The sequence below is a fragment of the Neobacillus piezotolerans genome (genome assembly GCF_003362805.1).
Taxonomy (GTDB): domain Bacteria; phylum Bacillota; class Bacilli; order Bacillales; family Cytobacillaceae; genus Bacillus_D; species Bacillus_D piezotolerans.
The window spans coordinates 1,000,724-1,024,980 of the sequence record NZ_QNQT01000001.1; the positions used below are offsets into that span (position 1 = coordinate 1,000,724).

Annotated in this window: 26 protein-coding genes; 13 read left to right on the forward strand and 13 right to left on the reverse strand. The window is 43.4% G+C overall.

The window, feature by feature from the left end; translation table 11 throughout:
* Window positions 1–13: 13 nt before the first annotated feature.
* Window positions 14–1,426 carry a S1C family serine protease gene (locus DRW41_RS04805; protein WP_115450795.1) on the reverse strand — a complete coding sequence of 471 codons (1,413 nt, stop codon included), beginning with the start codon at window positions 1,424–1,426 and terminating at the stop codon, window positions 14–16.
* Window positions 1,427–1,543: 117 nt separating this feature from the next.
* Window positions 1,544–2,866, reverse strand: a complete 1,323-nt coding sequence (locus DRW41_RS04810) for an oligosaccharide flippase family protein (protein WP_115450796.1) — start codon at window positions 2,864–2,866, stop codon at window positions 1,544–1,546.
* Window positions 2,867–2,995: 129 nt separating this feature from the next.
* On the opposite strand from DRW41_RS04810, the gene DRW41_RS23340 reads away from it, so the two are divergent.
* The 6 genes from DRW41_RS23340 (at window position 2,996) to DRW41_RS04850 (ending at window position 6,682) form a co-directional block, all read left to right on the forward strand.
* Window positions 2,996–3,469 carry a redoxin domain-containing protein gene (locus DRW41_RS23340; protein ID WP_245959335.1) on the forward strand — a complete coding sequence of 158 codons (474 nt, stop codon included), beginning with the start codon at window positions 2,996–2,998 and terminating at the stop codon, window positions 3,467–3,469.
* 114 nt (window positions 3,470–3,583) lie between these two features.
* On the forward strand, window positions 3,584–4,201 hold the full coding sequence (locus tag DRW41_RS04830) for a peroxiredoxin (protein WP_245959336.1): 618 nt from the start codon (window positions 3,584–3,586) through the stop codon (window positions 4,199–4,201).
* Window positions 4,202–4,401: 200 nt separating this feature from the next.
* Window positions 4,402–4,788, forward strand: coding sequence for a cupredoxin domain-containing protein (locus tag DRW41_RS04835; RefSeq protein WP_115450800.1), 387 nt, complete (start codon window positions 4,402–4,404; stop codon window positions 4,786–4,788).
* Between the two features lie 16 nt (window positions 4,789–4,804).
* Window positions 4,805–5,053 (forward strand): ribosomal eL19 family protein, encoded by a 249-nt coding sequence (locus tag DRW41_RS04840; protein ID WP_115450801.1) that lies wholly within the window; start codon window positions 4,805–4,807, stop codon window positions 5,051–5,053.
* A gap of 296 nt (window positions 5,054–5,349) precedes the next feature.
* A complete protein-coding gene (locus tag DRW41_RS04845) occupies window positions 5,350–5,697 on the forward strand; it encodes a PadR family transcriptional regulator (protein WP_115450802.1) in 348 nt (115 codons plus the stop codon).
* Complete coding sequence (locus DRW41_RS04850) at window positions 5,684–6,682, forward strand: HAAS signaling domain-containing protein (RefSeq protein ID WP_115450803.1); 999 nt, start codon at window positions 5,684–5,686, stop codon at window positions 6,680–6,682. The genes DRW41_RS04845 and DRW41_RS04850 overlap by 14 nt, the downstream gene beginning before the upstream one ends.
* Window positions 6,683–6,762: 80 nt before the next feature.
* Here the strand turns inward: DRW41_RS04850 and DRW41_RS04855 are convergent, their stop codons facing one another.
* From DRW41_RS04855 to DRW41_RS04865, 3 genes are all read right to left on the reverse strand, one after another.
* Window positions 6,763–7,044 carry a hypothetical protein gene (locus DRW41_RS04855; RefSeq protein ID WP_181884409.1) on the reverse strand — a complete coding sequence of 94 codons (282 nt, stop codon included), beginning with the start codon at window positions 7,042–7,044 and terminating at the stop codon, window positions 6,763–6,765.
* Window positions 7,045–7,128: 84 nt separating this feature from the next.
* Window positions 7,129–7,332, reverse strand: a complete 204-nt coding sequence (locus DRW41_RS04860; protein ID WP_115450805.1) for a hypothetical protein — start codon at window positions 7,330–7,332, stop codon at window positions 7,129–7,131.
* Between the two features lie 142 nt (window positions 7,333–7,474).
* Window positions 7,475–8,506: a DUF3231 family protein gene (locus DRW41_RS04865; protein ID WP_115450806.1), complete on the reverse strand. Its 1,032-nt coding sequence runs from the start codon at window positions 8,504–8,506 to the stop codon at window positions 7,475–7,477.
* A 997-nt stretch (window positions 8,507–9,503) separates the two neighbouring features.
* Between DRW41_RS04865 and DRW41_RS04870 the strand changes: the two genes are divergently transcribed.
* Window positions 9,504–10,241 (forward strand): TraX family protein, encoded by a 738-nt coding sequence (locus tag DRW41_RS04870; RefSeq protein ID WP_245959337.1) that lies wholly within the window; start codon window positions 9,504–9,506, stop codon window positions 10,239–10,241.
* Between the two features lie 21 nt (window positions 10,242–10,262).
* On the forward strand, window positions 10,263–11,438 hold the full coding sequence (locus DRW41_RS04875) for a M15 family metallopeptidase (RefSeq protein WP_245959338.1): 1,176 nt from the start codon (window positions 10,263–10,265) through the stop codon (window positions 11,436–11,438).
* Between the two features lie 191 nt (window positions 11,439–11,629).
* Here DRW41_RS04875 and DRW41_RS04880 read toward each other — a convergent pair whose 3' ends face one another.
* The 5 genes from DRW41_RS04880 to DRW41_RS04900 all read right to left on the reverse strand — a co-directional run bounded on the left by DRW41_RS04880 (window position 11,630) and on the right by DRW41_RS04900 (window position 16,837).
* The gene (locus tag DRW41_RS04880) at window positions 11,630–12,421 is read right to left on the reverse strand and encodes an STAS domain-containing protein (RefSeq protein WP_115450808.1); all 792 of its coding nucleotides are present in this window, start codon (window positions 12,419–12,421) and stop codon (window positions 11,630–11,632) included.
* 217 nt (window positions 12,422–12,638) lie between these two features.
* Window positions 12,639–13,289: a hypothetical protein gene (locus tag DRW41_RS04885; protein WP_115450809.1), complete on the reverse strand. Its 651-nt coding sequence runs from the start codon at window positions 13,287–13,289 to the stop codon at window positions 12,639–12,641.
* A gap of 176 nt (window positions 13,290–13,465) precedes the next feature.
* Complete coding sequence (locus DRW41_RS04890) at window positions 13,466–14,110, reverse strand: response regulator (RefSeq protein ID WP_181884410.1); 645 nt, start codon at window positions 14,108–14,110, stop codon at window positions 13,466–13,468.
* Entirely contained in the window at window positions 14,103–16,151 is a 2,049-nt protein-coding gene (locus DRW41_RS04895; protein WP_115450810.1) for a sensor histidine kinase, read from the reverse strand. Before DRW41_RS04895 ends, DRW41_RS04890 begins: the two co-directional genes overlap by 8 nt.
* A gap of 287 nt (window positions 16,152–16,438) precedes the next feature.
* Complete coding sequence (locus DRW41_RS04900; RefSeq protein ID WP_115450811.1) at window positions 16,439–16,837, reverse strand: GNAT family N-acetyltransferase; 399 nt, start codon at window positions 16,835–16,837, stop codon at window positions 16,439–16,441.
* Window positions 16,838–17,550: 713 nt separating this feature from the next.
* Here DRW41_RS04900 and DRW41_RS04905 point away from each other — a divergent pair.
* On the forward strand, window positions 17,551–18,714 hold the full coding sequence (locus tag DRW41_RS04905; protein ID WP_115450812.1) for a tetratricopeptide repeat protein: 1,164 nt from the start codon (window positions 17,551–17,553) through the stop codon (window positions 18,712–18,714).
* Window positions 18,715–18,874: 160 nt separating this feature from the next.
* On the opposite strand, the gene DRW41_RS04910 is transcribed toward DRW41_RS04905, so the two are convergent.
* On the reverse strand, window positions 18,875–19,360 hold the full coding sequence (locus DRW41_RS04910) for a pyridoxamine 5'-phosphate oxidase family protein (protein WP_115450813.1): 486 nt from the start codon (window positions 19,358–19,360) through the stop codon (window positions 18,875–18,877).
* 264 nt (window positions 19,361–19,624) lie between these two features.
* Here DRW41_RS04910 and DRW41_RS04915 point away from each other — a divergent pair, with 264 nt between their 5' ends.
* The 3 genes from DRW41_RS04915 to DRW41_RS04925 are packed head-to-tail and all read left to right on the forward strand — an operon-like array spanning window position 19,625 to window position 22,045.
* Window positions 19,625–21,262 (forward strand): AMP-binding protein, encoded by a 1,638-nt coding sequence (locus DRW41_RS04915; protein WP_245959354.1) that lies wholly within the window; start codon window positions 19,625–19,627, stop codon window positions 21,260–21,262.
* Between the two features lie 21 nt (window positions 21,263–21,283).
* Window positions 21,284–21,553 (forward strand): hypothetical protein, encoded by a 270-nt coding sequence (locus DRW41_RS04920; protein ID WP_115450815.1) that lies wholly within the window; start codon window positions 21,284–21,286, stop codon window positions 21,551–21,553.
* Between the two features lie 27 nt (window positions 21,554–21,580).
* Complete coding sequence (locus tag DRW41_RS04925) at window positions 21,581–22,045, forward strand: hypothetical protein (protein ID WP_115450816.1); 465 nt, start codon at window positions 21,581–21,583, stop codon at window positions 22,043–22,045.
* Between the two features lie 83 nt (window positions 22,046–22,128).
* Here the strand turns inward: DRW41_RS04925 and DRW41_RS04930 are convergent, their stop codons facing one another.
* Together DRW41_RS04930 and DRW41_RS04935 are read right to left on the reverse strand one after the other, a co-directional pair.
* Window positions 22,129–22,746: a hypothetical protein gene (locus DRW41_RS04930; protein ID WP_115450919.1), complete on the reverse strand. Its 618-nt coding sequence runs from the start codon at window positions 22,744–22,746 to the stop codon at window positions 22,129–22,131.
* A gap of 19 nt (window positions 22,747–22,765) precedes the next feature.
* The gene (locus DRW41_RS04935; protein ID WP_115450817.1) at window positions 22,766–23,839 is read right to left on the reverse strand and encodes a hypothetical protein; all 1,074 of its coding nucleotides are present in this window, start codon (window positions 23,837–23,839) and stop codon (window positions 22,766–22,768) included.
* A 240-nt stretch (window positions 23,840–24,079) separates the two neighbouring features.
* On the opposite strand from DRW41_RS04935, the gene DRW41_RS22855 reads away from it, so the two are divergent.
* Window positions 24,080–24,232: a hypothetical protein gene (locus DRW41_RS22855; protein WP_181884411.1), complete on the forward strand. Its 153-nt coding sequence runs from the start codon at window positions 24,080–24,082 to the stop codon at window positions 24,230–24,232.
* Window positions 24,233–24,257 lie beyond the last annotated feature (25 nt).

Below are 24,257 nucleotides of genomic sequence, written 5' to 3' on the forward strand. Positions count from 1 at the left end.
TTATAACCAACTATTACTTTTCTACATGGAAAATTAATGACGCAACCAATTGGCCATCCTTAGGGAGAACGACCAGGCTCATCGCGGAAGCCGTGTCATCACCATTCCATGTCGCTTCGATAATATTATCGTCCCAATTTGTATCCTCGCGATCTGCCGCTTCTTCCCAATCTTCCTCAATGTAGCCCTTAATTTCATCGAAGAATGCCTTTCCACCGGCATTGTTCTCAAACTCAATGAGGAAAAGAACGGCCACTGACTCCAATTTTCCATTTTTGAAATTATAAACTTCCATTACCGGGTAATCGTAATAGGAGATTTCATCAAAAACGAGATAATCCGCTGTTTCCTCGGCCAGGTTGCCGAAGTCCAGGTTGGCTTGTTTCACTTGCTCCTTAGTCATGCCAACGTACATATCATCATTTAAGTAAACCTTTAATGTTTCTTTTGGAAGAACCTTTATGCTTTTATGTTCTGTTGCCAGATATTTTTTCCAAACGAATGATTCGTCAATGGAAATGGCGAAATTCAAGCTGGTGCCAAAAATTCCGGCAGTTGTAATTCCGATCAACTCACCCTTTGTATTGAATAATCCACCGCCAGAGCTTCCAAATGAGATGGATGCCGACGTTTGAATGAGACTGACTCCGTCTTCACTACGGAAACTGCTGATCAGTCCTTGGGAGACAGTATTCTGCAATCCAACCGGGCTTCCGATAGCAACGACTGTGTCGCCTTTTTTGTTGCTGTTCACTGTTCCCATAGTCACTGGTTTAACTGTTACCGGTGTGGCAAGCTTGACGATTGCAAGGTCCTTTTTAGCATCTTTTACAACGACGCCTTCAATATCAACTTCCTGGCCGTTAATAAAGAGTGCTGTCAAATTCGGGTTATGGCTTACGACATGTTCATTTGTCAAAATCAAGCTCTTGCTGATAAGGACGCCGCTGCCCTGGCCTGCACTTCCATTAAGTAAAACAACTTTGTCATCGTTTAGGGAGACAATTTCCTGAACGGAAAGCGTTTTATCATTATTGCTGTTTCCAGCAGCATTGTTGATACATTTTACTGCCTCAAGCTTTGCCTTGCTTGGAGTCTCGTATTTCACCTTAATATCGCGGTTGACATAGTATCCGCCGCCGACGCTCAACATGCCTGGCTTGAAGGCGTATATTCTGTAAAACTCGCCTTTTTTAAGCGTCTTTGAAGCTGTCTTGGTCTCGCCGCTAACCTTGTAAAGTGTCGTATTCTGCAAAACTGTCAATCTGCCAATCTGGCCGGGCTTCAGTTCCATGCCGTTCCATAATATTTTTTTCTGGCCCTTAAATTGCGCGCAAAACGATGCATCTGCCGCTAAAGCCTGCTGGGTGTTGAAAAATATTGTCGAACTTAGCAATAGTACGATCGCTAGTAAAAATTTCCTCATTAATTGACCCCCTATGGATGAATATCTAAAGATTACCATATTCGACACGGAGTTGTCCTGATGATTTTTGAAAATTCCCAACTTAATTTTATTGGGAAATTACTAGACTTTTTATCCTCAGGACACTTTCTCCTCGACAAGCCATGTCCGTACGCCAATCCGCTTACACACGGTGAAGTAATGGAGCAGCGCCTGAAGGACGGCACCAGCATTCATGCCGAGGATGACTCCGTCCATATTCAACCCAGGCATCGAGCCGAACACGAAAACCGCGGCAAACGTTATTGAATTCGCCCAGATGCTGTGCAGGAAAGCATCCTTAATTAATCCGACTCCAATCAAATATGCCTGGAGCGGGATAATGAAAAAATGGAACAGGAAACACGGCCAAAGCATTTTCAAATAATATGCCGCAACAGGGGAGGAAAAGAAAAGCGAAGCCAATTGTCCTGCAAACATGTACATGACAAACACCGAAACAGTCCCATAAAGCATCGTCAGCCACATCGACTGGCGCAATAGGGCGTGAAGCTTAGCGGAATCAGAACGGGCAAACGCATCTGAAACATTCGGAATTAACGCGACCATGAGTGAATGGGCAATGAATGCCGGGAAAAAGCCGATCGACATCGCTACGCCCATCAGCATCCCGAAATGTTCAGTAGCGGCGAGCGCTGTAAACCCGGACCGGACAAGCGTCAGCTGGATGAGAAACGGCTGCACCGCATTGACAAACGACTGAAAAATCCGGAGGCCGACGGTTGGCACGGATACCGACATCAGCTTTTGCCGTGCCAGTTTGGAAGAAAGAATTTCGTGCGTTTGCGTTTTTAAAACACGCAATTGAATCAGGAAAAAACTGAATAGATAAAGGAATACAATCAGCTCGCTGCCAATCAAGGCCCCGAGCGCGATCAATAGCGACGTTTCGAGGTTTGAATCGAACAGCTGAAAGATGGCGACAAGCAATCCAAGCTGCGCGAATTTACGCAGAAAGTTCGAAACCGCGATTTTGCTCATCTGCTGGATTCCCATGAAGTAGCCCCTGGCAATCGATGAAAAAGCGGCAATCGGCACAAGGGCAAACAGCAGCCAGTGGATATGCGCCGGGAACCTGCTTAACGCGGACGGAATGGCAGCGGCCACGCCGACCATCACAATAAAAAAAATTGTTGATAAGAGCCCAAGGCGAAGCGCATGCTTAAGCAGGCTCAAATGGGTTTCCCGTTTATGTTCCGCTATGTATTTTGAAATCGAAATCGGCAGTTCAAGGCTTGCCAAAATAAAGATCAGGAAAACAATCGGCATTGCCGACATGTACAGGCCCATGCCTTCTTCCTTCAACTCCCTGGCAAGCTGCATATTCACCAAAAACTCAACGCACTCACTCAAAAAAGCGGCAACAATCAGGATTGCCGTACCTCTCAAAAATGTACTCACGACCTCACCCCCGATATAAAACCATATGAGACGAGCATGACTTTTATGTAGCAAGGGGAGACGCGGCAGGCTAATTGGTGGAAAAAATGGGGAGAATAACAGCATGTTCATGAAAGGAGGAATCCACAGATGGAAGCTTCTTTAAAAATTGGCGACAAGGCTCCCGCCTTCACCCTGGAAGCGACTACAGCAGAGAAACTGTCCCTGTCGGACTACCTTGGGAAAAAGAATGTGCTGGTCGCGTTTTACGGGATGGACTTCACGCCTGGCTGAATTAAGGAAATCGCCTCTTGGAAAGAGGACTACAAACGATTCGAGGAATTGAATGCGGAAATTTTAGCGATCAGCGTCGACCATATCCATTCGCACCGCGTATTCGCCGCCAGCATGGGAACACTCCCATACCCGCTCCTCTCCGACTGGACAAAACAAACCGTCAAGGATTACGGCGTCTACAACGACAAAGGATTAGTAGCAAAACGGTCAGTCTTTGTTGTGGAAAAAGAAGGGAAGATAGCGTATTTGAACACATCTTTCAAAGCCGACAAGAGGGAAGATTACGACGCGGTTTTTGAAGCCCTTGAAAAAATAAAAACCCATTAAGTTCCACAATTATACCGGGAATGTCCACTGGTACGGTTTTTCCGCTCCCACATAAACTATTCAGTAACCGGCTTTTTAACATATAAGCCTATTCTGGATAGCAGGGGTGCAGCCATGGCAAGTGAAAAAGATATGTTGGGCGGAAGGGAGTCGCAACTCCCATTCTGCGCGCATACAAATGACGCCGCGCCATTGTTCGCGGCTGAGGCTTATGACAACCGCGAAAAAAAAATGAAGCAAATCCGCCTCGCCGATTACCGCGGCCGGTGGGTGGTATTATTCTTTTATTCAAGCGATTTTACCTTTGTCTGACCGACAGAACTGGCGGCGGTCGCCGCCATTCATGATCAGCTCAAAGCAATAAACACCGACGTCCTTGCGATTAGCACGGACAGCGTCTACTCGCATAAAGTTTTTACCGAAACGTCCCCGTCCGCGATGAAGGTGCAATTCCCGTTGCTGAGCGACAGGACCCATGCAATCAGCCGGGCATACCGTGCGTTGAACGAAACGGCAGGCGCAACTTTCCGGGTAACCGTCATCATCGACCCCGAAGGAAAAATCTGCGCCAAATTCGTCTACCCGCCTGAAGTCGGCCGCAACGTCTACGAAATCCCCCGGGTAATACAGGGAATCCAATACGGTCGCATGACAGGGGAGGGGGTCCCCGCAAACTGGGTGCCAGGCAATCCAGGCATCAAGCGAGACGTGAACAATATTGGGAAGTATTGATGAAAACTGATCGAAAACAGAATCAGTCCAAGGATCTTTGTATCTTTGGACTTTTTAATTTTTATATACATTGTGGCAATGTTTATGGGGTGGCTGAATTGAATCCGCGTCCTCCAGTCTAACATCACTACAGACCCGAATTTTAGTAATAATATTTATTGGTTAGGAAAAAATAGCCCTAGAAAAGGAGGGATTCCAATATGTTTGTTAAAAAGTTAAACCGATTTTCCGTGTTGCTCTTAATGGTTCTCGCTGTTATTAGTTTAGGCTCATTCAGTGTATTTGCTGAATCCAGTGATGCAACACAGCCTGTTGTGCGGGAGAACGCAATTACAGTCGAGTTGAACGATAATTATTTCAATCCGAAAACGATCACTTTGCCAAAAGGAGTAGCAACTAAGGCTATATTGAAAAACAATGGTCAGAAAGAGCACACCTTTACAGTCGAAAAGCTCGGAATTGACGCAGTAGTCCAGGCGGGAACCACAAAAACCATTAGCGTAAAACCGACTATGCCAGGTACATATGAGTTAATCTGCAGGTACCATTTTCAAACCGGAATGGTTGGAAAAGTAATTGTAAAATAACGAGGAACTATACAAATTGATTAATTTTATTGCCGAAAACCCGGATAAGATAACCGAAAACCCGGATAAGATAGCTGAAAACCCGGATAAGATAGCTGAAAACCCGGATAAGATAGCTGGAAACCCGGATAAGATTGCCGAAAACCCGGATAAGATTGCCCAAAACCCGGATAAGATTGCCGAAAACCCGGATAAGATTGCCGAAAACCCGGATAAGATTGCCGGAAACCCGGATAAGATTGCCAAAAACCCGGATAACCTTTAATGGCTTTTTGCAATGGGGAGTGAGTCGGAAAAACGAATTGTCCTATGGGGATATTTCGTTTTTTACGCGGGACAGCTGATTAAACTTCAATATAAGTCTTTAAAAGCACGCGTCATATCCATTTGACGCGTGCTTCTTTTATTAAAAATAATCATGTATTAAAATCGTGGAAATATGCTAAACAAAAATCTTTCCATATTATGAAAAATCCATTGCCGTGTTAACAACAATAGTGTACGATGCATAGTATAAGCTAAATACTGTACGACACATAGTAAAAGAAAAGAGGTGGGTGAATGAGTAATATATTGGATTCCCTAATGATTGAGCTTAGAAGAGGGACATTGACATTGGCGGTATTAAGCCAATTGCGAACCCCCCAATATGGATATTCACTTGTTCAGTTGTTGGAGGAATCGGGTATTCCGATTGACCAAAGTACCTTATATCCACTGCTTCGGCGGTTGGAAAAACAGGAACTGGTGACGAGCAGCTGGGATACAAGCGAGAGTAGACCCCGGAAGTATTATGTTTTAAGTGATTATGGGCATGAACTATTTTTACAGTTAAAAAGTGAATGGTTGAAGAATACAAATGAGCTTTACAGCTTATTAAAGGGGGAAGAGGACGTTGAATCTAATTGAGATTTATATTCAGGAAGTCACCCGAAGGCTTCCGGAAAAAAATCGTGGAGATATCGCGCTTGAGTTGGAGTCAACCATAGCAGATATGCTGCCGGATGACCCAAACGAGGAAGAAGTTAAGGCCGTTCTGGGAAAATTGGGCAACCCGGTCAGTTTGGCGAACGGTTATCAGGATCGGCCAATGTACCTGATTGGGCCACGCTATTTCGATGTCTATGTGACGCTGATAAAAATGTTTTTCCCGATTGCGGCGGCGGTATCTTTCATCATCGTCATTGCTCAATTTTTTATTGGATATAGTGGAAATGAAGCTGTAATGGATGTGGTAATCAATCTTATTGGGAAAGGAATATCAAAAATCATTGAGGTAGGGATCCAAGTATTCTTTTGGTTAACGCTTGTGTTTGCGGTATTAGAAAGGGTCGATAAAGGAAAAGACGATCAACCATTAACATCAAGTCTAAAGAAATGGAAACCGGATGATCTGAAAAATATCCCTTATATTCCTAAGAAAAAAGCCATTTCAAACTTTGAAGTATTTATGTGTTTTTTGTGGACAGCAATAGCGGCAACAGTTTATTTCTATGCGGACCATTTAATAGGTATATATGAAGGGGGCAGAGGTGAGCTCGAGTTTGTGATCCCAGCTTTTAATCAGGAAGTTCTGCTTCGGTTTTGGCCGATTGTTGTTATAATGATTGCTTTAGAAATTGCGCTATCCCTCTATAAATTGATAAAGGGGAGATGGACGAAGCGAATGGCGCTTTACACCACTGTTCTCCAACTCATTCAAACGATCGCAGTCATCATAATCCTGGTCACCCCAAACATTCTAAATGCTAATTTCCTTTCTTATATGGCGGATTTATTTAACACGACAAACGATCAGTTTAAAACATGGATACTTGGCGGATCAATCTTCTTAATGATTTTTGGAGCGGCATACAATATATATGATGCATTTCGCAAAGCTAGCGAAAAATAGTAATACCTGCCCAATAAATAGAGCACGGCCAATTTCAATTCCCATAAGCTTCATGATGGGGTTATTGAAGTTTACAACAGTTACTTGTTCTCAATCCATTTTTTGAACATAGCCCTTTCATCTTTGTCCCTTAATAGTTTCCTGACATTTTTCCTAGATGAGAAATACTCTTTAAACTGCATATCTTTTTCAAGCAGATCCTTTAAACGGGGTTTGTTATTCATCAGCTCCTGGAACCAGTATTTTTCATTTACTAGGCCAAGATTCGCTGCACATTTTTCTTCTTTTGACAGAAACAGATACTTTATATAACTGAATACATCCTTGATGATGTCAGCGATTGCTTCTTCGTTGGATTTCATTTCATCACCTGCAGTTTCCATTTTTCCAAAAAAAGAACCTGAAGGCATTTGTCCAGGTTCTAAATTGCTAGCCTCAAAAGCAAATTATTGCCGCGGAAGATAGGAGTCATCCATCGGGTTTTTTTCATTATTTTCATCGCGCTTTTTTAAACTTCTAGAGGTTAATAAGTAGTTGAACATGAAACCGATTCCGATGATGGCGCCAATCGAACCGAACACAGTATAGCCAATAAGGATAAAATAAAGGCCAATGCCAAGGAAAACCAATCCAAATAGAGCATTTTTCATCCTGCCACCTCCACAAAAATACCACTTAAATACATTTTACCATAATATGTCTTCCGATATATTGGGAAAGCAAAAAGGCAAGCTCAAGGCAGCTTGCCTTTTTTTGTTTAAGGACAATAAATTAGGATGTGACACGTCCACCTTAATGAAGTTTGTCCCGGTCAAAAGCTTTAGGAGGGGAGACCATCCATCCCTTATCAATGAGAATATTCGTCGCATCATCTACAAATAAGCCGGTGTTCATTAGAGAACGCCCATACATTAATGCGATATCCCGTCTCCCGTTCACCGCCAGGGAGTTTCCAAATGATCTTATTTTCATTGAAAACATGTCCACCTTATGGAAAAGCATGATTTTATCGGAAAAAGGAGGGGAGGCAGATGTCGTAACCAAATGGTCCAGAAATGAAGGAGTCAGCAAATGTTCCTCCTGAAGTTTTTCCATATACCGTTTCACGGACCTATCGGTTATATCCAATCCGCGCTTGAACAGGGCCCTTATCTTTTCGTCCTTCACAGTTTGATAAAAACCAAGGAGCAACGCTTTGCTTGTCGTGTTGTTTTCAATGTTGTCATAGAGATGCGTAATTTCAAGGGCGTGCAATGGGCGGACATCGCCTACAAACCCGTTTAAATAAGTCTGTTTGGTAATATGGTCAGAGTATTCGGGCGTTGGAATAATAGGTGGTTTTGCAATAAAATTTTTGTCGATTAATACATTGTTGATCTGTCCTAAAAAGATGGTGGTGCATTCATGGCAGTAAACAAAAAACTCCCTTATATCCTCTCTCATCATTAACGGAATCGCTACCGCGTAAATGCTTATCCCCGCTTTGGAGGCATATTTTAAATAATGCACGTAAAATTGATCTTCGTATAATCGCGGTGCACCTGGATTAACATCTTCCTCCGTAAAACCGATTGGCAGGGGAAAATCCGCTTCGTTAAAAAACGCCTCAATTCTTTGCAAAAAGTCTTTGCTGAGGGAGAGACCGTTCTCCAAAAGCGTCCGAATATGTTCATCCTCACAATGCTCCAAAAAATAGCTCAAAATTTGGATAGACATGCTGTTCCCGGTATAGGTAGCCCAAAGCTTGCCCATCTCCACACTGCTCAAAGGCTGCGATTCACTCAATTCTTTTGTACTTAAATGAATCGGGCTTATTACATCCATCGGATTTTGTGTATCCACCAGCAATCCCTACTCTCGCTTTTTTCTTATGATTTGCCAATTCAAGCAACATAATTCAATAGCGGGTTGAAGCGCGGATCACTTACCTTATATTTCTGACAGCAAAGCGTCAAAACCCCAATGCGTTGTCAGAATCCCCTCTGATTTCTGACAGCGAAGCGCGAAAATCCCGGCTGGTTGTCAGAATACCTCCTGATTTCTGACAGCAAAGCGCGAAAATCCCGGCTGGTTGTCAGAATCCCCTCTGATTTCTGACAGAGAAGCGCGAAAACTCCCGTTGGTTGTCAGAATCCCCTCTGATTTCTGACAGGTAAGCGCGAAAATCCCGGTTGGTTGTCAGAATCCCCTCTGAATTCTGACAGGTAAGCGCGAAAATCCCGGTTGGTTGTCAGAATCCCCTCTGATTTCTGACAGGTAAGCGCGAAAATCTCGGTTGGTTGTCAGAATCCCCTCTGATTTCTGACAGGTAAGCGCGAAAATCCCGGTTGGTTGTCAGAATCCCCTCTGGATTTCTGACAGCGAAGCGCGAAAATCCCGGCTGGTTGTCAGAATCCCCTCTGATTTCTGACAGAGAAGCGCGAAAACTCCGGTTGGTTGTCAGAATCCCCTCTGATTTCTGACAGCGAAGCGGGAAAACCCCGGTTGATTGTCAGAATCCCCTCTGATTTCTGACTAGCGAAGTGTGAAAATCTCGGTTGGTTGTCAGAATCCCCTCTGATTTCTGACAGGTAAGCGCGAAAATCCCGGTTGGTTGTCAGAAGCCCCCCTGATTTCTGACAGTAAAGCGCAAAAACCACAATTCGTTGTCACAATAAACCAATTGAAAAAACGATAATCAAATCCAATCTAACAGGTGAATGAGCCTGGAAAAACGCCATGCTCTTTTTTTGTCGAAAAAAGAAGTTTAATGTCCTTGTTTTAAAGGAATAGTAAGTGTTAGGGTTTCGGAAATCAATATAGCAAGATGGGAGTGTACAGGTTGGAAGTCAATAACACAGGGACATTGAGATCAGGTGCGATTAGTATTGGAGCTTTGGATGCAAATGCCATCAAGGTTATTGCGATAATCGCCATGATCGTTGACCATACGGCTATATGGCTGGTTGAGAGAGGGACAACACTGGACATCGTTATACATACATTTGGAAGACTCGCAGCACCAATTATGTGTTATTTAATCGCTGAAGGATTTCATTATACGTCAAATCTAAAAAAGTATAAGAAACGCTTGTTTATTTTTGCGCTCATTTCACATTTCCCCTTTGTGCTCTATTTTGGGCTGGAATGGTGGCAGGGGACAAGTGTCATCTGGTCATTGCTGATGGGGCTCGTTGCCTTGGGGATCAGCAAACGAGACGATATTCCCCTTGGCTTAAAAGGGGTTTTGGTCTGCATATGCTGTCTGCTCGCCTATACAGCCGACTGGAATTATATCGCTGTATTGTGGGTAATGTTCTTCGGCATATTCAGAGGGAATTTCAGGATGCAAATGACGAGTTACGCAACGATTGGGACAGTTTTCTATATTATCCCTGGCATCGTTTCCATGGGGTTTGACTCGATATTCCGCTTTGGAATTTTATTAGTCATTCCTTTATTGGCCATATACAATGGGGAGCGGGGCAAAAAATCGAACCTGATAAAATGGGGATTTTACATTTTTTACCCGGCACACCTACTTATCCTGTATCTATTTAGACATATTATTTTTGGGTAGCAAAAATTGAGGAGAAGGTTGATGTTTAATTGCAAATATAAGTTTCTGCCTGCGTTATTGATGGCAATCATCCTTGTCCTCGCAGCCTGCGCTACTGGAACGGACGAAGAACGCTCCGGAAACGATCGACAAACACCGCCGGCTGCAGCGGATCAGGAAACCAATTCTAATACATTAAAAAAGAAACCAGCTGAAAAACAAGACATGGTAAGAAGACCTTATCAAGGTGAGCTGGAACTCCCCGTCAATGGTGCAACGGGCTATACATCTGTAGCACTGGAATTAAAGGCTGAGGCAAATCCCGAGGCAAAGACAATAGAAACTATTCAGGCTGGAACAGCTTTTGATATCATAAAGGAAGAAGGGGATTGGTGGTTTATACAACGTGGGCATACATCTGGCTGGCTGCCGCATCAATATTGTTTTATCAATCTTCCCGATGTCATTCCTTCGATTGTTTATGACAACACGAATACGTATTCTTCAAAATTTGTCTCATCAGGCAAAGCCATACCCACGATTACCAACCAGGCTTTATATCCTGGGAAGACATTTAACGAGCGGCTTGGAAAAGAAGAATACATTATGCCTGTTCTTTATACGATGTCGAAAAAAATCTACAATGCTCAGCAGCATGCTCTGAAAGAAGGGGACTCCCTAAAAATATATGAAGCGTTCAGGCCACTTACAGTTCAAATGGCAGTTGTCAACAACCTGAGTGCTTTAGCAAAAAAAGACCCGGACGTAATGGCGGGAATCAATACACCGCCATGGGACATCACCTGGTTCATCACAAACGGTGTATCAAATCATCAAAAGGGCTATGCCATCGATGTAAGTTTAGTGAAAGTAAATGAGAAAAAAGAGGTGCCAATCGGCGAATACACTGTTTTAATGATTACCGATTATACGGAGTATGAGATGCCGACGCCGATTCATGAATTGAGCGGGGCATCGGCGACCTTTACCGCTCCAGTCCCATCGAGGTCAGAAACAGCATGGAAGAATGCGACTTATGCCGATTCCATGAATGAGGCTGCCGGGAAATTACAAACGTATTGCACAACCGCCGGGCTCAGCCCGCTGGCATCGGAATGGTGGCACTTTAACGATCTTGAGGCAATGAATGAAATAGCCGACAATCCCGGAGAAGGGAAGTTTGTTTTAAACGAAATTTATAGCACGAGCCGGGATTAATTGTTTTCAAAACTATAAAAAACCGAATCAAACAGTGGGAACATTTGTGTCCCACTGTTTGTTTTTTGTTGAGGCTTGCGATAAGGCCAGGAATTAAAGTTAGTTCAAATATGGACTAAAAAAAGCGATTTAATGGAAGATGTGGGCTGACGGTCAAATAAAAGACCCTCCCAAAGGGGGGCCTCCAAAAATTATTTCTGTATTTTCATTCGTTTCATGGCATACATCAGCCCGCTGTTCAGCGACCCGAATGTCTTAATCTCTTTTAAATGGATGCCCAGGCCAATGATGGTTTGGGCAATTTCCGGCCTCATGCCCACGATTATGCACTCTGTTCCAACCAATCCCGCTGCCCGGGTGGAACTGACGAGTGACTGGGCAACAAAGGTATCGATCGTGGGAACCCCGCTTACATCCAAAAAAGCAATTTCCGCCTTATGCCTTTCAATCCCCTCAAGAAGGCTTTCCATGATCGTAATCGCCCGGACTTCGTTGATGCTCCCGACAAGAGGCATAACAATGATGTTGTCAAAAAGCTGGATTGCCGGCGCCGATAACTCCTGGATCGTTTGCCGCTGCTGGGTAAGGGCGTTTTCCCAATTGTTTGAGCAATCGTTAACAACCTGGGAAATGATCGGATCGAACCAGCGGTCGATTTCATAATAAACCTGAAGAACTTCTTCTTTTGTCAAATCTTCACCCAGCAGTGTTGATAACGCGATCCTCCGAAAAACCTGAAATCCATACGTCAAAAAATTTAACGACCCATTTAAATCCATCAATTTTTTATAGAAAGCATTAAGGTCTGAGGAGGAATCGGTGTCCATATTTTTAATGCATTCAAAAATAATATCAAACAGCTCATTTGCCAAAATTCCCTGCGTGTACTCGACCTCTGCCAGGGCCTGATGCAATTCAATTGTCCAATTTGCCAAAAGCTCACTGCGATTCTCATTTAAAATCTCAATAATTCTAGTCCGCATTATCTACCTGCCCCAAAATTGTTTTTTCATTCCAGAGATTTTTACCCGTTTTTATTTTCAGGTAATCATTTTTCAAAAGAATAAACTGAAAAAAAGCTCAGAAGTCCTGGACTGACCTTGCCAATTCACTAAATGACAATCGAAAAAGTTATGTTCCCGCTAAAAAAACTGAAGGGGCCAGTCCGCAGACGGTCCCCTCATAAAATAGATTAATTTTTTAAAGGTCAGGAGAATGGGACGGGGCTGATTGCTTTTTCAAAGTATCGGTGATTAACCGAATGCCAAAAAGGGTGAAAACGACGTACAGATAAGCCGGAAAATTAAAGAATCCGAAGAGAGGGGCGATAATGAAAACGGGAACGAGAAGTGCCAGCATGAGCGGCAACCAACCTGGATACGTTTTTGCTTTCCAGAAAGCAACCGCTGACCAAAGCGGCCCAATCAGGCTCAGCAGCAATAGAAAGTTTAAAAAGCCAAATGGCTCCTGATCGTAAATCGTCGTAACGGCTTGGAAAATTTCCTTTTCACCGTTCACATCCGCAAGGACATAAGGATACGCGGCAAGCCTAATGACCGGCTGAATCAGGTCCACAACGAGCAAACCAATAAACATAAGAGGGTATCCTGCCCATCCCCAAAGGGATAATTTTTCGGATTGCTTAATAAAAATCGCAGCCATGCAAAGCAATACGACCGGCACCCCGATAATCAACAACGTATCGGAGTGCAGCGACTCTGAAATAAAAACGGCAATCCCATTATTGGAAACTGGGGGTTGCGGCTTCAACAAGTGACCAATTACAGCTGCGATCGACCCCAGCACCATAAATGCGCCGCTCACCCGGAAAAAAAGATTAGAAAACTTCATTTCTCTCAATCTCCCTTTAATGATAATTTAAAATACCGGAGGGGAAGAATAAGTTCAAAGGACATCCGGTATTCTATAATTCAAAATTATCACCGGGAATTACCCGCTGTCATGGGAGCCATTACCCGAACCGGTCGGGAACTTTCCGGGAACACCATGGGACAATCCAGCAATCGTTAAAACTTTTTCCCCATTCCCTCATTTTTTGCCTGCTCAATCGCCTCAGCGCGGTTTGCCACCTGAAGTTTGTTGTAAATATTGGAGAGGTGATTTCGGACGGTTTTTAAGGCAATGCCTAAATTCCTTGCTATTTCGGGATTATCCCTGCCGTCCACAATCAATTCCAAAATGTGCCGTTCCCGTCCCGTTAAATCCGGGAAAAGAACGGTTTCCTTTAATTGCCCAGTCCTGAAATACGATAACAGCCTAATGGCGATTTGCGGGCTGAAGATTGATTCTCCATTGGATACCGCGCTGATTGCCCGCAATGTTTCTGTTCGGTTCGCTCCTTTCAATAAATATCCGCGTGCTCCAGCCTTTAGTGCGGCAAATACCAGGTCGTTGTCATCAAACATCGTCAACACGAGGATTCCGATTTCCGGCTTTTGGCGGGCAATTGATTGAATCGCCTCAATCCCGTTTAAAACCGGCAAATTCAAATCCATTAAAATGACATCCGGATTTAGCCTGAAAGCCAAATCAATCGCTTCTTTCCCGTTTGTGGCTTCACCTATTAACTCAGCTTCATCTGTGGATTGGAGCAATGTTGCAATTCCTTCGCGAAACAATGGATGGTCGTCCACAACCAATACCCTAATCATCAAATCCACCTCTATTGATTGGTATTTTTGCCAAGACGGCTAAGCCGCCATCGGCACTATTTTCAATCATTGTTGTCCCTCCTAATTCTTCCGCCCGTTCATTCATTGAGTGCAAACCTACGCCTCTTTTAACCTGCTTAGGCATTCCTTTGCCGTTATCAACAATAGTTAAGTGCAAACTCCCATTTTTCTCTAAAATGGTAATGGCGCACTGGTTTGCAGAAGAATGGCGGACCACATTCGTAACTGCTTCCTGGGCAATTCGATACACGGCTGTTTCAGCGGCGGCTGGCAAGGCGGGCAGGGGATCAGGAGTGGCCAGAACAGAAAAGTTAATCCCGGTCTGGCTATAGTGGCTGCACATTTCCCTAATTGCGGCCAAAAGGCCCAATTCATCAAGGACAGGCGGCCTAAGTGAGTACACGAGGATCCTGATTTCTTCAATCAGCAGCTTTAATTGGTTACCGGTATCATGGATAATCTGGGATGCGCTTTCCGGTTTTGAAATGATAAAGGATTCTGCTACATCCAATTTCATCTTGATGCTCGCCAAACTCGGCCCCAGCCCATCATGCAAATCCCTTCGCAATCTCCGCCGTTCTTCTTCCCGGGCGAGGACAAGCTTGCTGCGCGACCTCTGCAAATCTTTATGCAAGAGGATGGATTGGGCAACGATACCAACCTGCTGGGCCAGGCCTTCCAGAAGTTCTATATCCCGTTGCCGGAACGGTTCATTTGTATCCCGGCTTGAGAGTAGTAATGAACCGAGCTTGTTTCCCTGATAAAAAAAGGGGATTTCCGTGTACGCATTATTCGGGGTGCCGATTGATGCTGCAATGTACGGCTCTTCTTTTCCAATCAGGCGAATCGCCACATACGGGATTTTCAATGTTTTCGTCAATGTAGAGACAACCAGGGGAAGGACATTTTCCAGGCTGCCTGCCGCGGTTAGCGTGGAACTTAACTTTTTAAGGATGGACAGGGGATTGTCCCGTTCACCAAATATAAGTCGGTTCACAAGCGATTGGAGTTTTTCCTTTACCGGCTGAAAACCAATCGCAATCATACCAGCGGTTATTAAGGAGGAGATCATTTTTTCCTCTTCGACGATATATCTGCTCAAAACACTGATACTTATACTGTAAAAAAGGACAACGAGTAAACTGAGGATTCCATAAAGAACGGTTCTATGGATGATAAAGTTAATATCCCAGAGCCGGTACTTAAAAATGGCAAAACCGATAGAAAGGGGAATCAGCATTTCACTCAAGGCAAAAACCACTTCCGTCGCAATTTTTAAAGAGATGTTAAGCGGGCCTACAAAATTTAAAAGCAATAACGCTATAACGTACATAATAATGCTGTATAAATACCATTTCATCTGCTGCCGTACAATGGAATCAGCCTTTTTCCTGTAACGATAAATTTGTGAAAAAATCAGCCCAACGTGAAAGCTGATCCAGCAAAACGCCCCAAGCCAAATTGGCCATTTCTCGACATCCAAAACGCTTCCTTTAAAATAAACCGAAAAGATGCCGACCAAAATCCAAAATAGGGCGATAAAAACAGTCCATTTAGGGACAAACTTTCCATCGGGGAGTACATAGAATAAGACAAGGTAGGTTGCGCCGAAATTGCTAATAAAATGGTACATGATGAAATGGGCAGGATGGTCGTTCAGAAAGTTGTAGGAAAGGCCGAATCCAAGTGAAAGGAAAACAAGGGAAACGTAGAGGTTGAACAATGGTTGTTCTTTACGGAATAGCAAAAGGGATGAAACGCCGAAATAAACGAGAACATTCACGATTTCGAGGAATACTTTAAACCCGGCATATGAATCCAGGGATAATCCCAATTGGCTCAGCTGTCCGGCTTCATCCCCGGTTAGCTGGCCGGTTTCAAGGCAGTCCGAGGGATTTTCGCATATGGAACTATACGTTTCGAGCCGAACGGGAAAATCAAGAATAAAGAAGTAAATTGCAAAACAAGCGGTTACGAGCCATACTACGCGGACGAGCCAGAGTGTTTTTGTACTTTTCATGAAAACCTCCCAGCGAGGATCAAGTCACGCCAAACCTCACATCATCCTATTCCGGAATTTGGACAATAATACTTTTTGCGGCACAGTCGATTGCGGCCGGGACTTGAACAATCCACGATGCCGCAGGGTTTCTGGCGGAGCAGGCGGTCGCAGACCAGGCAATTGGCTGTCCAGAATCTAATTTTACAGTCGCAGGAAGAAATGGCCATTAACAAAAACGCCCAAAGCGGATTGATGCTTTGGGCGTATTCCTTTTGGAAAAATAAGTCTCCATTACACAGTTAAAACTAAACCCCCGACTGCCTGTCATAGTTCCTGAAAAGCATCCCGTTCGATTTAAACATGCCGAACTTTTCATAATAGGGGACGAGGTCGTCTTCGCAGCAAAGGTCAATCATGTAGATGGTGCCGAGCTGGTCGAGCATCCGTTTCACGAGTTCCTGGCCAATGCCTTTTCCCTGGTACTCCGGCAGCACTTCGAGGAAGGGGATGTAGGCGGAAAGGACGCCGTCACTGATTGCCGTAATAAAACCGACTACCTTCCCATCTTCCAGAGCAACCACAATATGGCTGCTGTTTTCAAGCAGCTTCAAGTGCGTTTCCGGGCTCGGCGGATTTGGCCAGCCAACGAAAAAACCGTGCAGCATTTCGTGTGTTACACCATCAATCGTAGTTTTATAAATCATTTTATCAACTCCTGTTTTTTTAAAAAAATGACTGGGAAGTTGATAAAATCAATTGTAAAGTAACAAAGCTATGCCTCCAAACATTATGTGCTATACTATCCAATTCGCCATCGAACAAAAAGTTCCTGCTATATTTAAAGGTTTGAAGACTAAGGAAATACGAGTATATCCTGTACTCCTGGGAAACCAACCTTGAATCGCTATCAAATCTCAATTCAAGGCTATTTTTTAGTTATATTCATTTACCTAATTGATTTGTATATTTTTGTTTAATAATCTAAAGATCCTTAAACCTAATTGGAGTCAAAAGTTCATCGGGGTTTTTCAAATCACAGTTCAATATCTCTTTGATCTTTCAATTCGGTATATTAGTGTGTATTTCGATGCAAAAACATCTCCTTAGGAAGTTACAATTTCTTGTTTTATTCAAAGTGGGCAACTATTATGGAATATATGAAATTGACTGCAGATTCAACCCTTGTTGGACATGCACTTGCGTAAGCATTTACAGGGTGAAAATAAAAGTGTTCTCAAGATGGTGAAGGTAGAGCAGAAAGAATATTGTAATATGTTTGAGTACTACCAACAGTAAAATAAATATAAAGAATGATTCTCCGTGCTGTTCATAACAATGCCGGATGAATTTTTTTCAGAAAGTTTTTCCAATCATGTTTTGATGAACAACGTTAAATGAATAAGAGGAGATAATAAAGATGAAAACAGAAACAGTAAATCAACTAGTGATTCATGCAAGTGAACAAGGAGATGCTGAAGCTGTCCGTCAACTTTTGGCTGAAGGGGCAAGTGTTGAATATAAGGATGCGGATGGCCGTACTGCTTTAATGGCAGCTACCCAGAAAAACCAGATCGGAGTTGTAAAAGTCCTTTTGGAAGCTGGAAGTGATGTCAACGCTAGAGACATTACACTATTAACTCCTTTTATTTGTTCTGGAGCAAATGGGTTCCACGAAATTTTAAGCTTGTTGCTGGATTATGGAGCTGACCTGAAGAGTGTAAATCGGTTCGGAGGAACAGCGTTACTGCCATCCAGTGAAAAAGGTTATTTGAAAACAGTTCAAAGATGTTTGGACGCTGGAATTCCAGTCAACCATGCCAATGATTTGGGATGGACCGCATTACTAGAGTCCGTTATTTTAGGGAATGGCGGACGTTTGTATTCGGATGTCATCGAATTGCTCGTTGAAGCTGGGGCAGATGTCCATTTACCCGATCGTGATGGAAAGTCATCGTTGCAGCATGCAATCGATTTAAAACAGGAAAAGGTCGTTCGTATTTTAACGAAAGAATATGTTGAAACGAATGAGGCGATTAAACAAGGTAAATTGTTAGCCAGGGCCGACCAGTATGAGGAAGCGATTGGAGTAATCGAAAAAGCTCTCGAAAGCGATTCGCAAAATGCAGATTTAATCTACTATAAAGGGCATTTTCTACAAGAATTAAAGAGATTTGAAGAGGCACTGCAACAGTATCAACAGGCATTGGCCATTAATCCGACTGACCTGGATTTCTATTTTTACACAGCAAATTGCTTGCGGCTGATGAAAAAACCAGGAGAAGCCTTGGCGGAATACAATAAAGCAGTTGCCTTGGATCCGGAAGAAACGTTCTATCTATACCATAAATCCAATTATCTAAGAGAGCTTGGCAAACATGAAGAGGCAGTGCAGGCCATGAATAAACTTTTAGCTCTTCAGCCGCACCGCTACGATTTCTCCTTCCATAAAGCGAACAGTTTACGTTCCTTGGGAAGGCATGAGGAAGCGATTGAGGCTATTGAAAATGCAATTAAGCATGATCCGAAGAATCCTTTATATCATACCCATAAGCAAAAATCGCTTGAATTGCTAGGAAAATAAAAGATAGAAGCAACCAGGGTTTAAGTTTTTTTAGAGAACAACGGTTCACGAGTGATTATCACAAATCCAGAAAGCTAGTGAATAGTACGAACGCTGTTGCAAAGAACCGATATAGTAAAAATGGATTGTCCATTAACAGACAATCCATCTCCGTTCTTTGTTATTCTAGTTCAATCGTTTCATTTACATCCGCCGATTTGCCGCTTTTCCCTGTCATGCGCTTATACATGAATGCGATTTTCTTCACAAAATTGCCTGTTTCCCAGTATTCGGCTGCTTCCGCTTTAACCTTGATCAAGACTACATCAGGATCATCATAAGAGGTTTGCATGATCATCTCATTTGCTTTGCTCCACAATTCCTTTTTCTTGTTTAAATCCTCAATAATCTCCGCTTTTCCACGGACGGAAACATACGATTTGCCCGCATAAGTCACATTCACATCTTGTTCATTTAAAATTTCTTCATATTTATTAGTCTCTTTTTTCGTGAAAAACCACAAGTCGCCATCAAACTCTACTTCTTGTGTTTTCATAGGGCGTGAAACAAGACCTTCATCCGTTACCGTCGTCAGCATGGCTGTGTCTACGTCTTCTATTAATTCCCTTAATGTTTCCATTTCTTCTTTTTTCAGCATATTAGACATTCCTGACACCTCGTTTTAATGGATTATAGAGGTATAGTACCCTTTAGATCTGCTTTTAAGCCGGTAAAGGATAACTGGATTGGGAGCTTTACAATAAACTCAAAATGAACTTTTTTAAGAAAGTTGGTTAAGCTCCGTTTCAAAGATGTAATATCTGAATTTTCGGATTATAATATTGAACTATAGGATTGAAATAGAGTACCAAACACCGCTTTTTTAAAAACAATAATGAATCCAAGGAGGTTGTACGAATTGGCTGAGCTAATGAACATTTCAATCGGCAAGCTGCTCGAGGAAACCGCGGCAAGGCAGCCGGAGCGTGATGCAGTTGTTTATCCGGACAGGGGGTTGCGCTATACATACGGCGAGTTCGAAAAACTGTGCCGGGACGTTGCGAAGGGATTGATGAAGCTTGGAATCGAAATGGGGGAGCATGTGGCCATCTGGGCGACGAATCGGCCGGAATGGGTGACGGCACAGTACGCTACCGGAAAAATGGGAGCCGTCCTCGTCACCGTCAACACGAGCTACCGGACCGCGGAACTCGAATACCTCCTGAAACAGTCGGATTCGACAACCTTGATCCTGATGGAAAATTACCGGGACGCCTCCTACATCGACATGCTCTATGAAATCGTACCCGAATTGAAAACATCGGAGCCAGGGAAGCTGAAGTCGAAGAACCTTCCTTTTTTAAAAAATGTCATCGTACTCGGCGACAACCGCTATCCGGGGATGCTGCACTGGGACGATATCCTTGCGTTGAAGGACGAAGTGTCCGACGAGGAACTCGACAAGCGAATGTCAGAGCTCGATCCGGATGACCCGATTAACATGCAGTACACATCCGGAACGACCGGGTTCCCAAAAGGCGTCATGTTGACGCATAACAACCTCGTCAATAACGGTGTCAACATCGCCGAGTGCATGAAGCTGACAGCTGATGACCGGCTTTGCATCCCGGTGCCGTTTTTCCATTGCTTTGGCTGCGTCATCGGCACGCTTGCTTGCGTTTCGGTAGGGGCAACGATGGTCCCTGTCCAGGAGTTCGACCCGAAAAAGGTGCTTGAAGCGGTCGAAAAGGAACGCTGCACCGCGCTGCATGGCGTCCCAACAATGTTTATTGCCGAACTGAATCATCCCGATTTTGAAAAATACGACCTCTCGAGCCTCCGGACAGGTGTCATGGCGGGGTCCAATTGCCCAATCGAAGTCATGAAAGCTGTCATCGAAAAAATGGGCGCATCAGAAATCACCATTTGCTACGGCCAGACGGAAGCATCACCAGTCATCACACAAACGCGGACGGACGACCCGATTGAACTGCGCGTTTCCTCGGTCGGCAAAGCGCTGCCGAACGTCGAAGTGAGAATCGTCGACCCGGTAACGAACGAAGAAGTGCCGTACGGGGAGCAGGGCGAATTGTGCACGCGCGGTTACCATGTCATGAAAGGCTATTACAAAAATCCCGAAGCGACGGCCGAGGCAATCGACAAGGACGGATGGCTGCACACAGGCGACCTAGCCGTCATGGATGAAAACGGCTACTGCCGGGTCACCGGCCGCCTCAAGGACATGATCATCCGAGGTGGCGAAAACATTTACCCGCGCGAAATCGAGGAATTCCTCTACCAGCACCCGGCCGTGCTTGACGTCCAAATCGTCGGAGTTCCCGACGAAAAATTCGGTGAAGAAGTGATGGCCTGGATCCAGCTTAAGGAGGGACAAACCGCGACAGTAGATGAAATCCGCGAATTCTGCCTTGGAAAAATCGCCCGTTACAAGGTGCCGAGGTATATTGAATTCTGCGAATCGTTCCCGACAACGGCGTCAGGAAAGATTCAGAAGTACAAACTGAGGAAAATGGCGGAGGAACTGGTATTAGAAAGCGGCAAAAAGTAACGGGGAACAACTGGAGGATGCATGCAGACCCTAATTCAAATCCTAGGTGGAATCATCACAGGGTTTTTCCTGTTCTATTTTATGGGGATCGAGCAGGTTAAACCCCTTACATATTTGTTCGACTATATTAATTCAACGCTCTTTTATATCCTGACAGCATGCGGAATCGCGTTGTTATTCATGACTGTTTTCCGTAAACTTAAGGCGTTCGGGTTGAGTATTTCGGCAACCATGATTTTGTTGCTTCTCATTTTGTATATAGCACTTAATACGGGAACGATGGGGTTTTAAGATTCAAGAGTTGGTTGGAGGACTAATTTGAAAAAACTTCGTGGAAAGAAAAGATACATCCGAAATCTGTGGAAGGAAGTCAACACTTGTGACTTAAAGCTCGATCATGAGTCATGGTTTGACTTCTGGCATGTCCACCTTGATTTTTTTGGAGTTGGGAAAAATAGTTTGAAAATAAGAAGGGAGCATATCAAAGCCCATGTAGCTCTATACAATAGGTTGCTTAAGCAGCTTGAAGGATTCGAAAAGCCTTACCAAGCATGGATTTGTATTCACGAACAAGATCCTATATCTGACGCGGTTTATGTTCATACGCCAAATCCAAATGACGACTATTTCCCGCATCAGATTCAAGGGTTGCACTGGAATTGTAAGCTGCCAAATACTTTTAAGGATTTAATTGACCTTGATAAATTTGATGTTGCTTATAAAAAATCAGAGTATGAGGAAGTTTATTTCATCCAGTCAAAAGAACAAGGTATTAAATTGTAATGGCCTGCTAAAAGTGGAAAGGGAACCCTTTGAACTGAAGGGTTCCACTATTTTTGTCTATTTATCAGAATAAACCACTTCTTTTATGGAGCTGTGCTTTTGACTAATGTCATATAGCCCACTTGCTTTTTCGGAGTAATGGCTGTGCCGCTGTGATGGTCCCGTCCCCAAAAAGAGTTCCGGGTTACATCCCAATACGTGTCACTGCCATAGATTCTGAAACTATACCATTCAAAAATATACTCAACGACGCCGTCACATCTCATCGAAGAAACTTCACTGGGATCGACCCAAGTACCAGAACTTCCTGTGTCATAATATACTTGGTATGCGACATTATAGGTTATATTTTCAGTTCTTAAATTTCTGCCCATCGAAACGAACAAATCACGTTCCGACGTAGTGGGTGCCCGATTGGGCCTGTAAACCCCTTTGAAATTATTTCCCTTCATAAAGTTGCTCCAACTATCCCAGCTTACAACACTCCCTGATCCAGGCGCATGTAAAACGGGAAGAGAAGTAGTATCCCTATAGGGGTCATCCATCATTCCAGCGTGCCAATCATACCCATAAAATACGCCATCCCGGTAGATTGCATATCCCTGATACCCGGTAGCGGCTTCGGCGTTCGTTGAAAACATTGGGGCCAACAAGACTAATGTGAAAAGGAAAACAGCCATTTTCCGAATTTGTTTTTTCATTTTTTTCACCTCGCATTTTTTAGTTTTTATCGAGCCATTTCTCATTTCCTTTTACTCCTTGTTCTTTCATTAAATTGATGGCGTCTTTCGCTTCCTGTTTCAACTGTGGATTTTTTACTGTTTTCATTGCGTTTTCAAGCGCCTCTGCCAAATCAACAATGGGATACAGCTTCATTGCTTCAACGGCCACCTTAATATCTGATTCTGTTGGATTTGTTTGCAGCATTTTCTTTAATGTGGCGAAGTTTTGGTCAATCGCAAATACCTTCAGCTCCCGGTCAACAGAATTGCTTTCAATGATTTTTTTCATGGCCTTTTCACTTTGCAAATCAGACACAGCAAAGAAAGCGGAATCTTTCAGATAGCCATCGTTACTCGTTTCGATTAGGTTAAAACTTATGTTTAAGAAGTCTTCTTCTGCCTTCGAGTCATTGTTCGGGGTAGGGGATTGCTTTTTCAAATACTTGGCTGTGGATTTTAGCGCGGCGGAAACTTTATCTTTTGGGGCAACGTTAAGATTGGAAAGGATTTCACTTGAAATGGTGTAGGCTTCTTTTGCATTCGTTTTGCTTAGCTGCTTTAAGCTATGGAAGGCGACGAGGGCATCATCCTTTGCGATTAATTCTTTTAAGAGAGGAACGTCCTTCCCTGAAAAGTTCGCCCCAGCCACGATTTTCGTCTTTACCCTTTCGTTAACATCAGGGCTTTTAAGGAGCTCTTTCATTTCTTCTGTAATCGGTTCTTTTTCATGTTTGTGAAGGTATAAGTCAACCATTGCCTCCCTGGTTTTATCTGCTTTGTTTTTGTCTTTAATGATTTTTACTAACTGTGAATCCTGGACTTTATTTTTCTTTTCAAAAAGCGCTGCAACAAAAGGCATTAATTTATCATCTGTTTCTTCTGTTGAAGCAATGGCATCAATTTCTTCAATGAGCTGTTCTGTGTCCAGCGATTGCAACTCTGATTCAACGCTTTCCTCATTCATAGCCAAGTATTTCTGAAGAGTGTTACTTTTTGCTGCCGCCACACCAGCCGATATGACTAGCGACAAAGCTGCAATCAGCAAACCAATGACCTTGATTTTTCGACCCATCTCATTTTCACTCCTTTAGTAAAATTTGGGATTGTCCCCGTATACATATTAATATTGAGGTAAATTTAAGAAATACTTCGAATTACCTAAATGAGGTTGGGAAAATCAATGGAAGCTTCTACTCAATGCTGGAATAAGTCAAAAAAACTAAAGTGAATGATTAACATATTTATCGGTTTTCATGCATTAATGATTTTAAAAGGTATTTGACGGTGAACTTGTTGATAGGGAGGGGAAACGATGACGACTTTGACGATTTTAGTAGTTTTTATAGTGGGATTGGCCGTTCTGGCAGTCGGCCTTATTGCCAAAAAAAGATGGCTTACATTGTTATCAATTATTCCGCTTGTTGTTTCAGGCTGGCAATTCCTTCGTCTGTTTTTAATGGGTTGATAAAGCGGTTTTTATTTTCCTATCC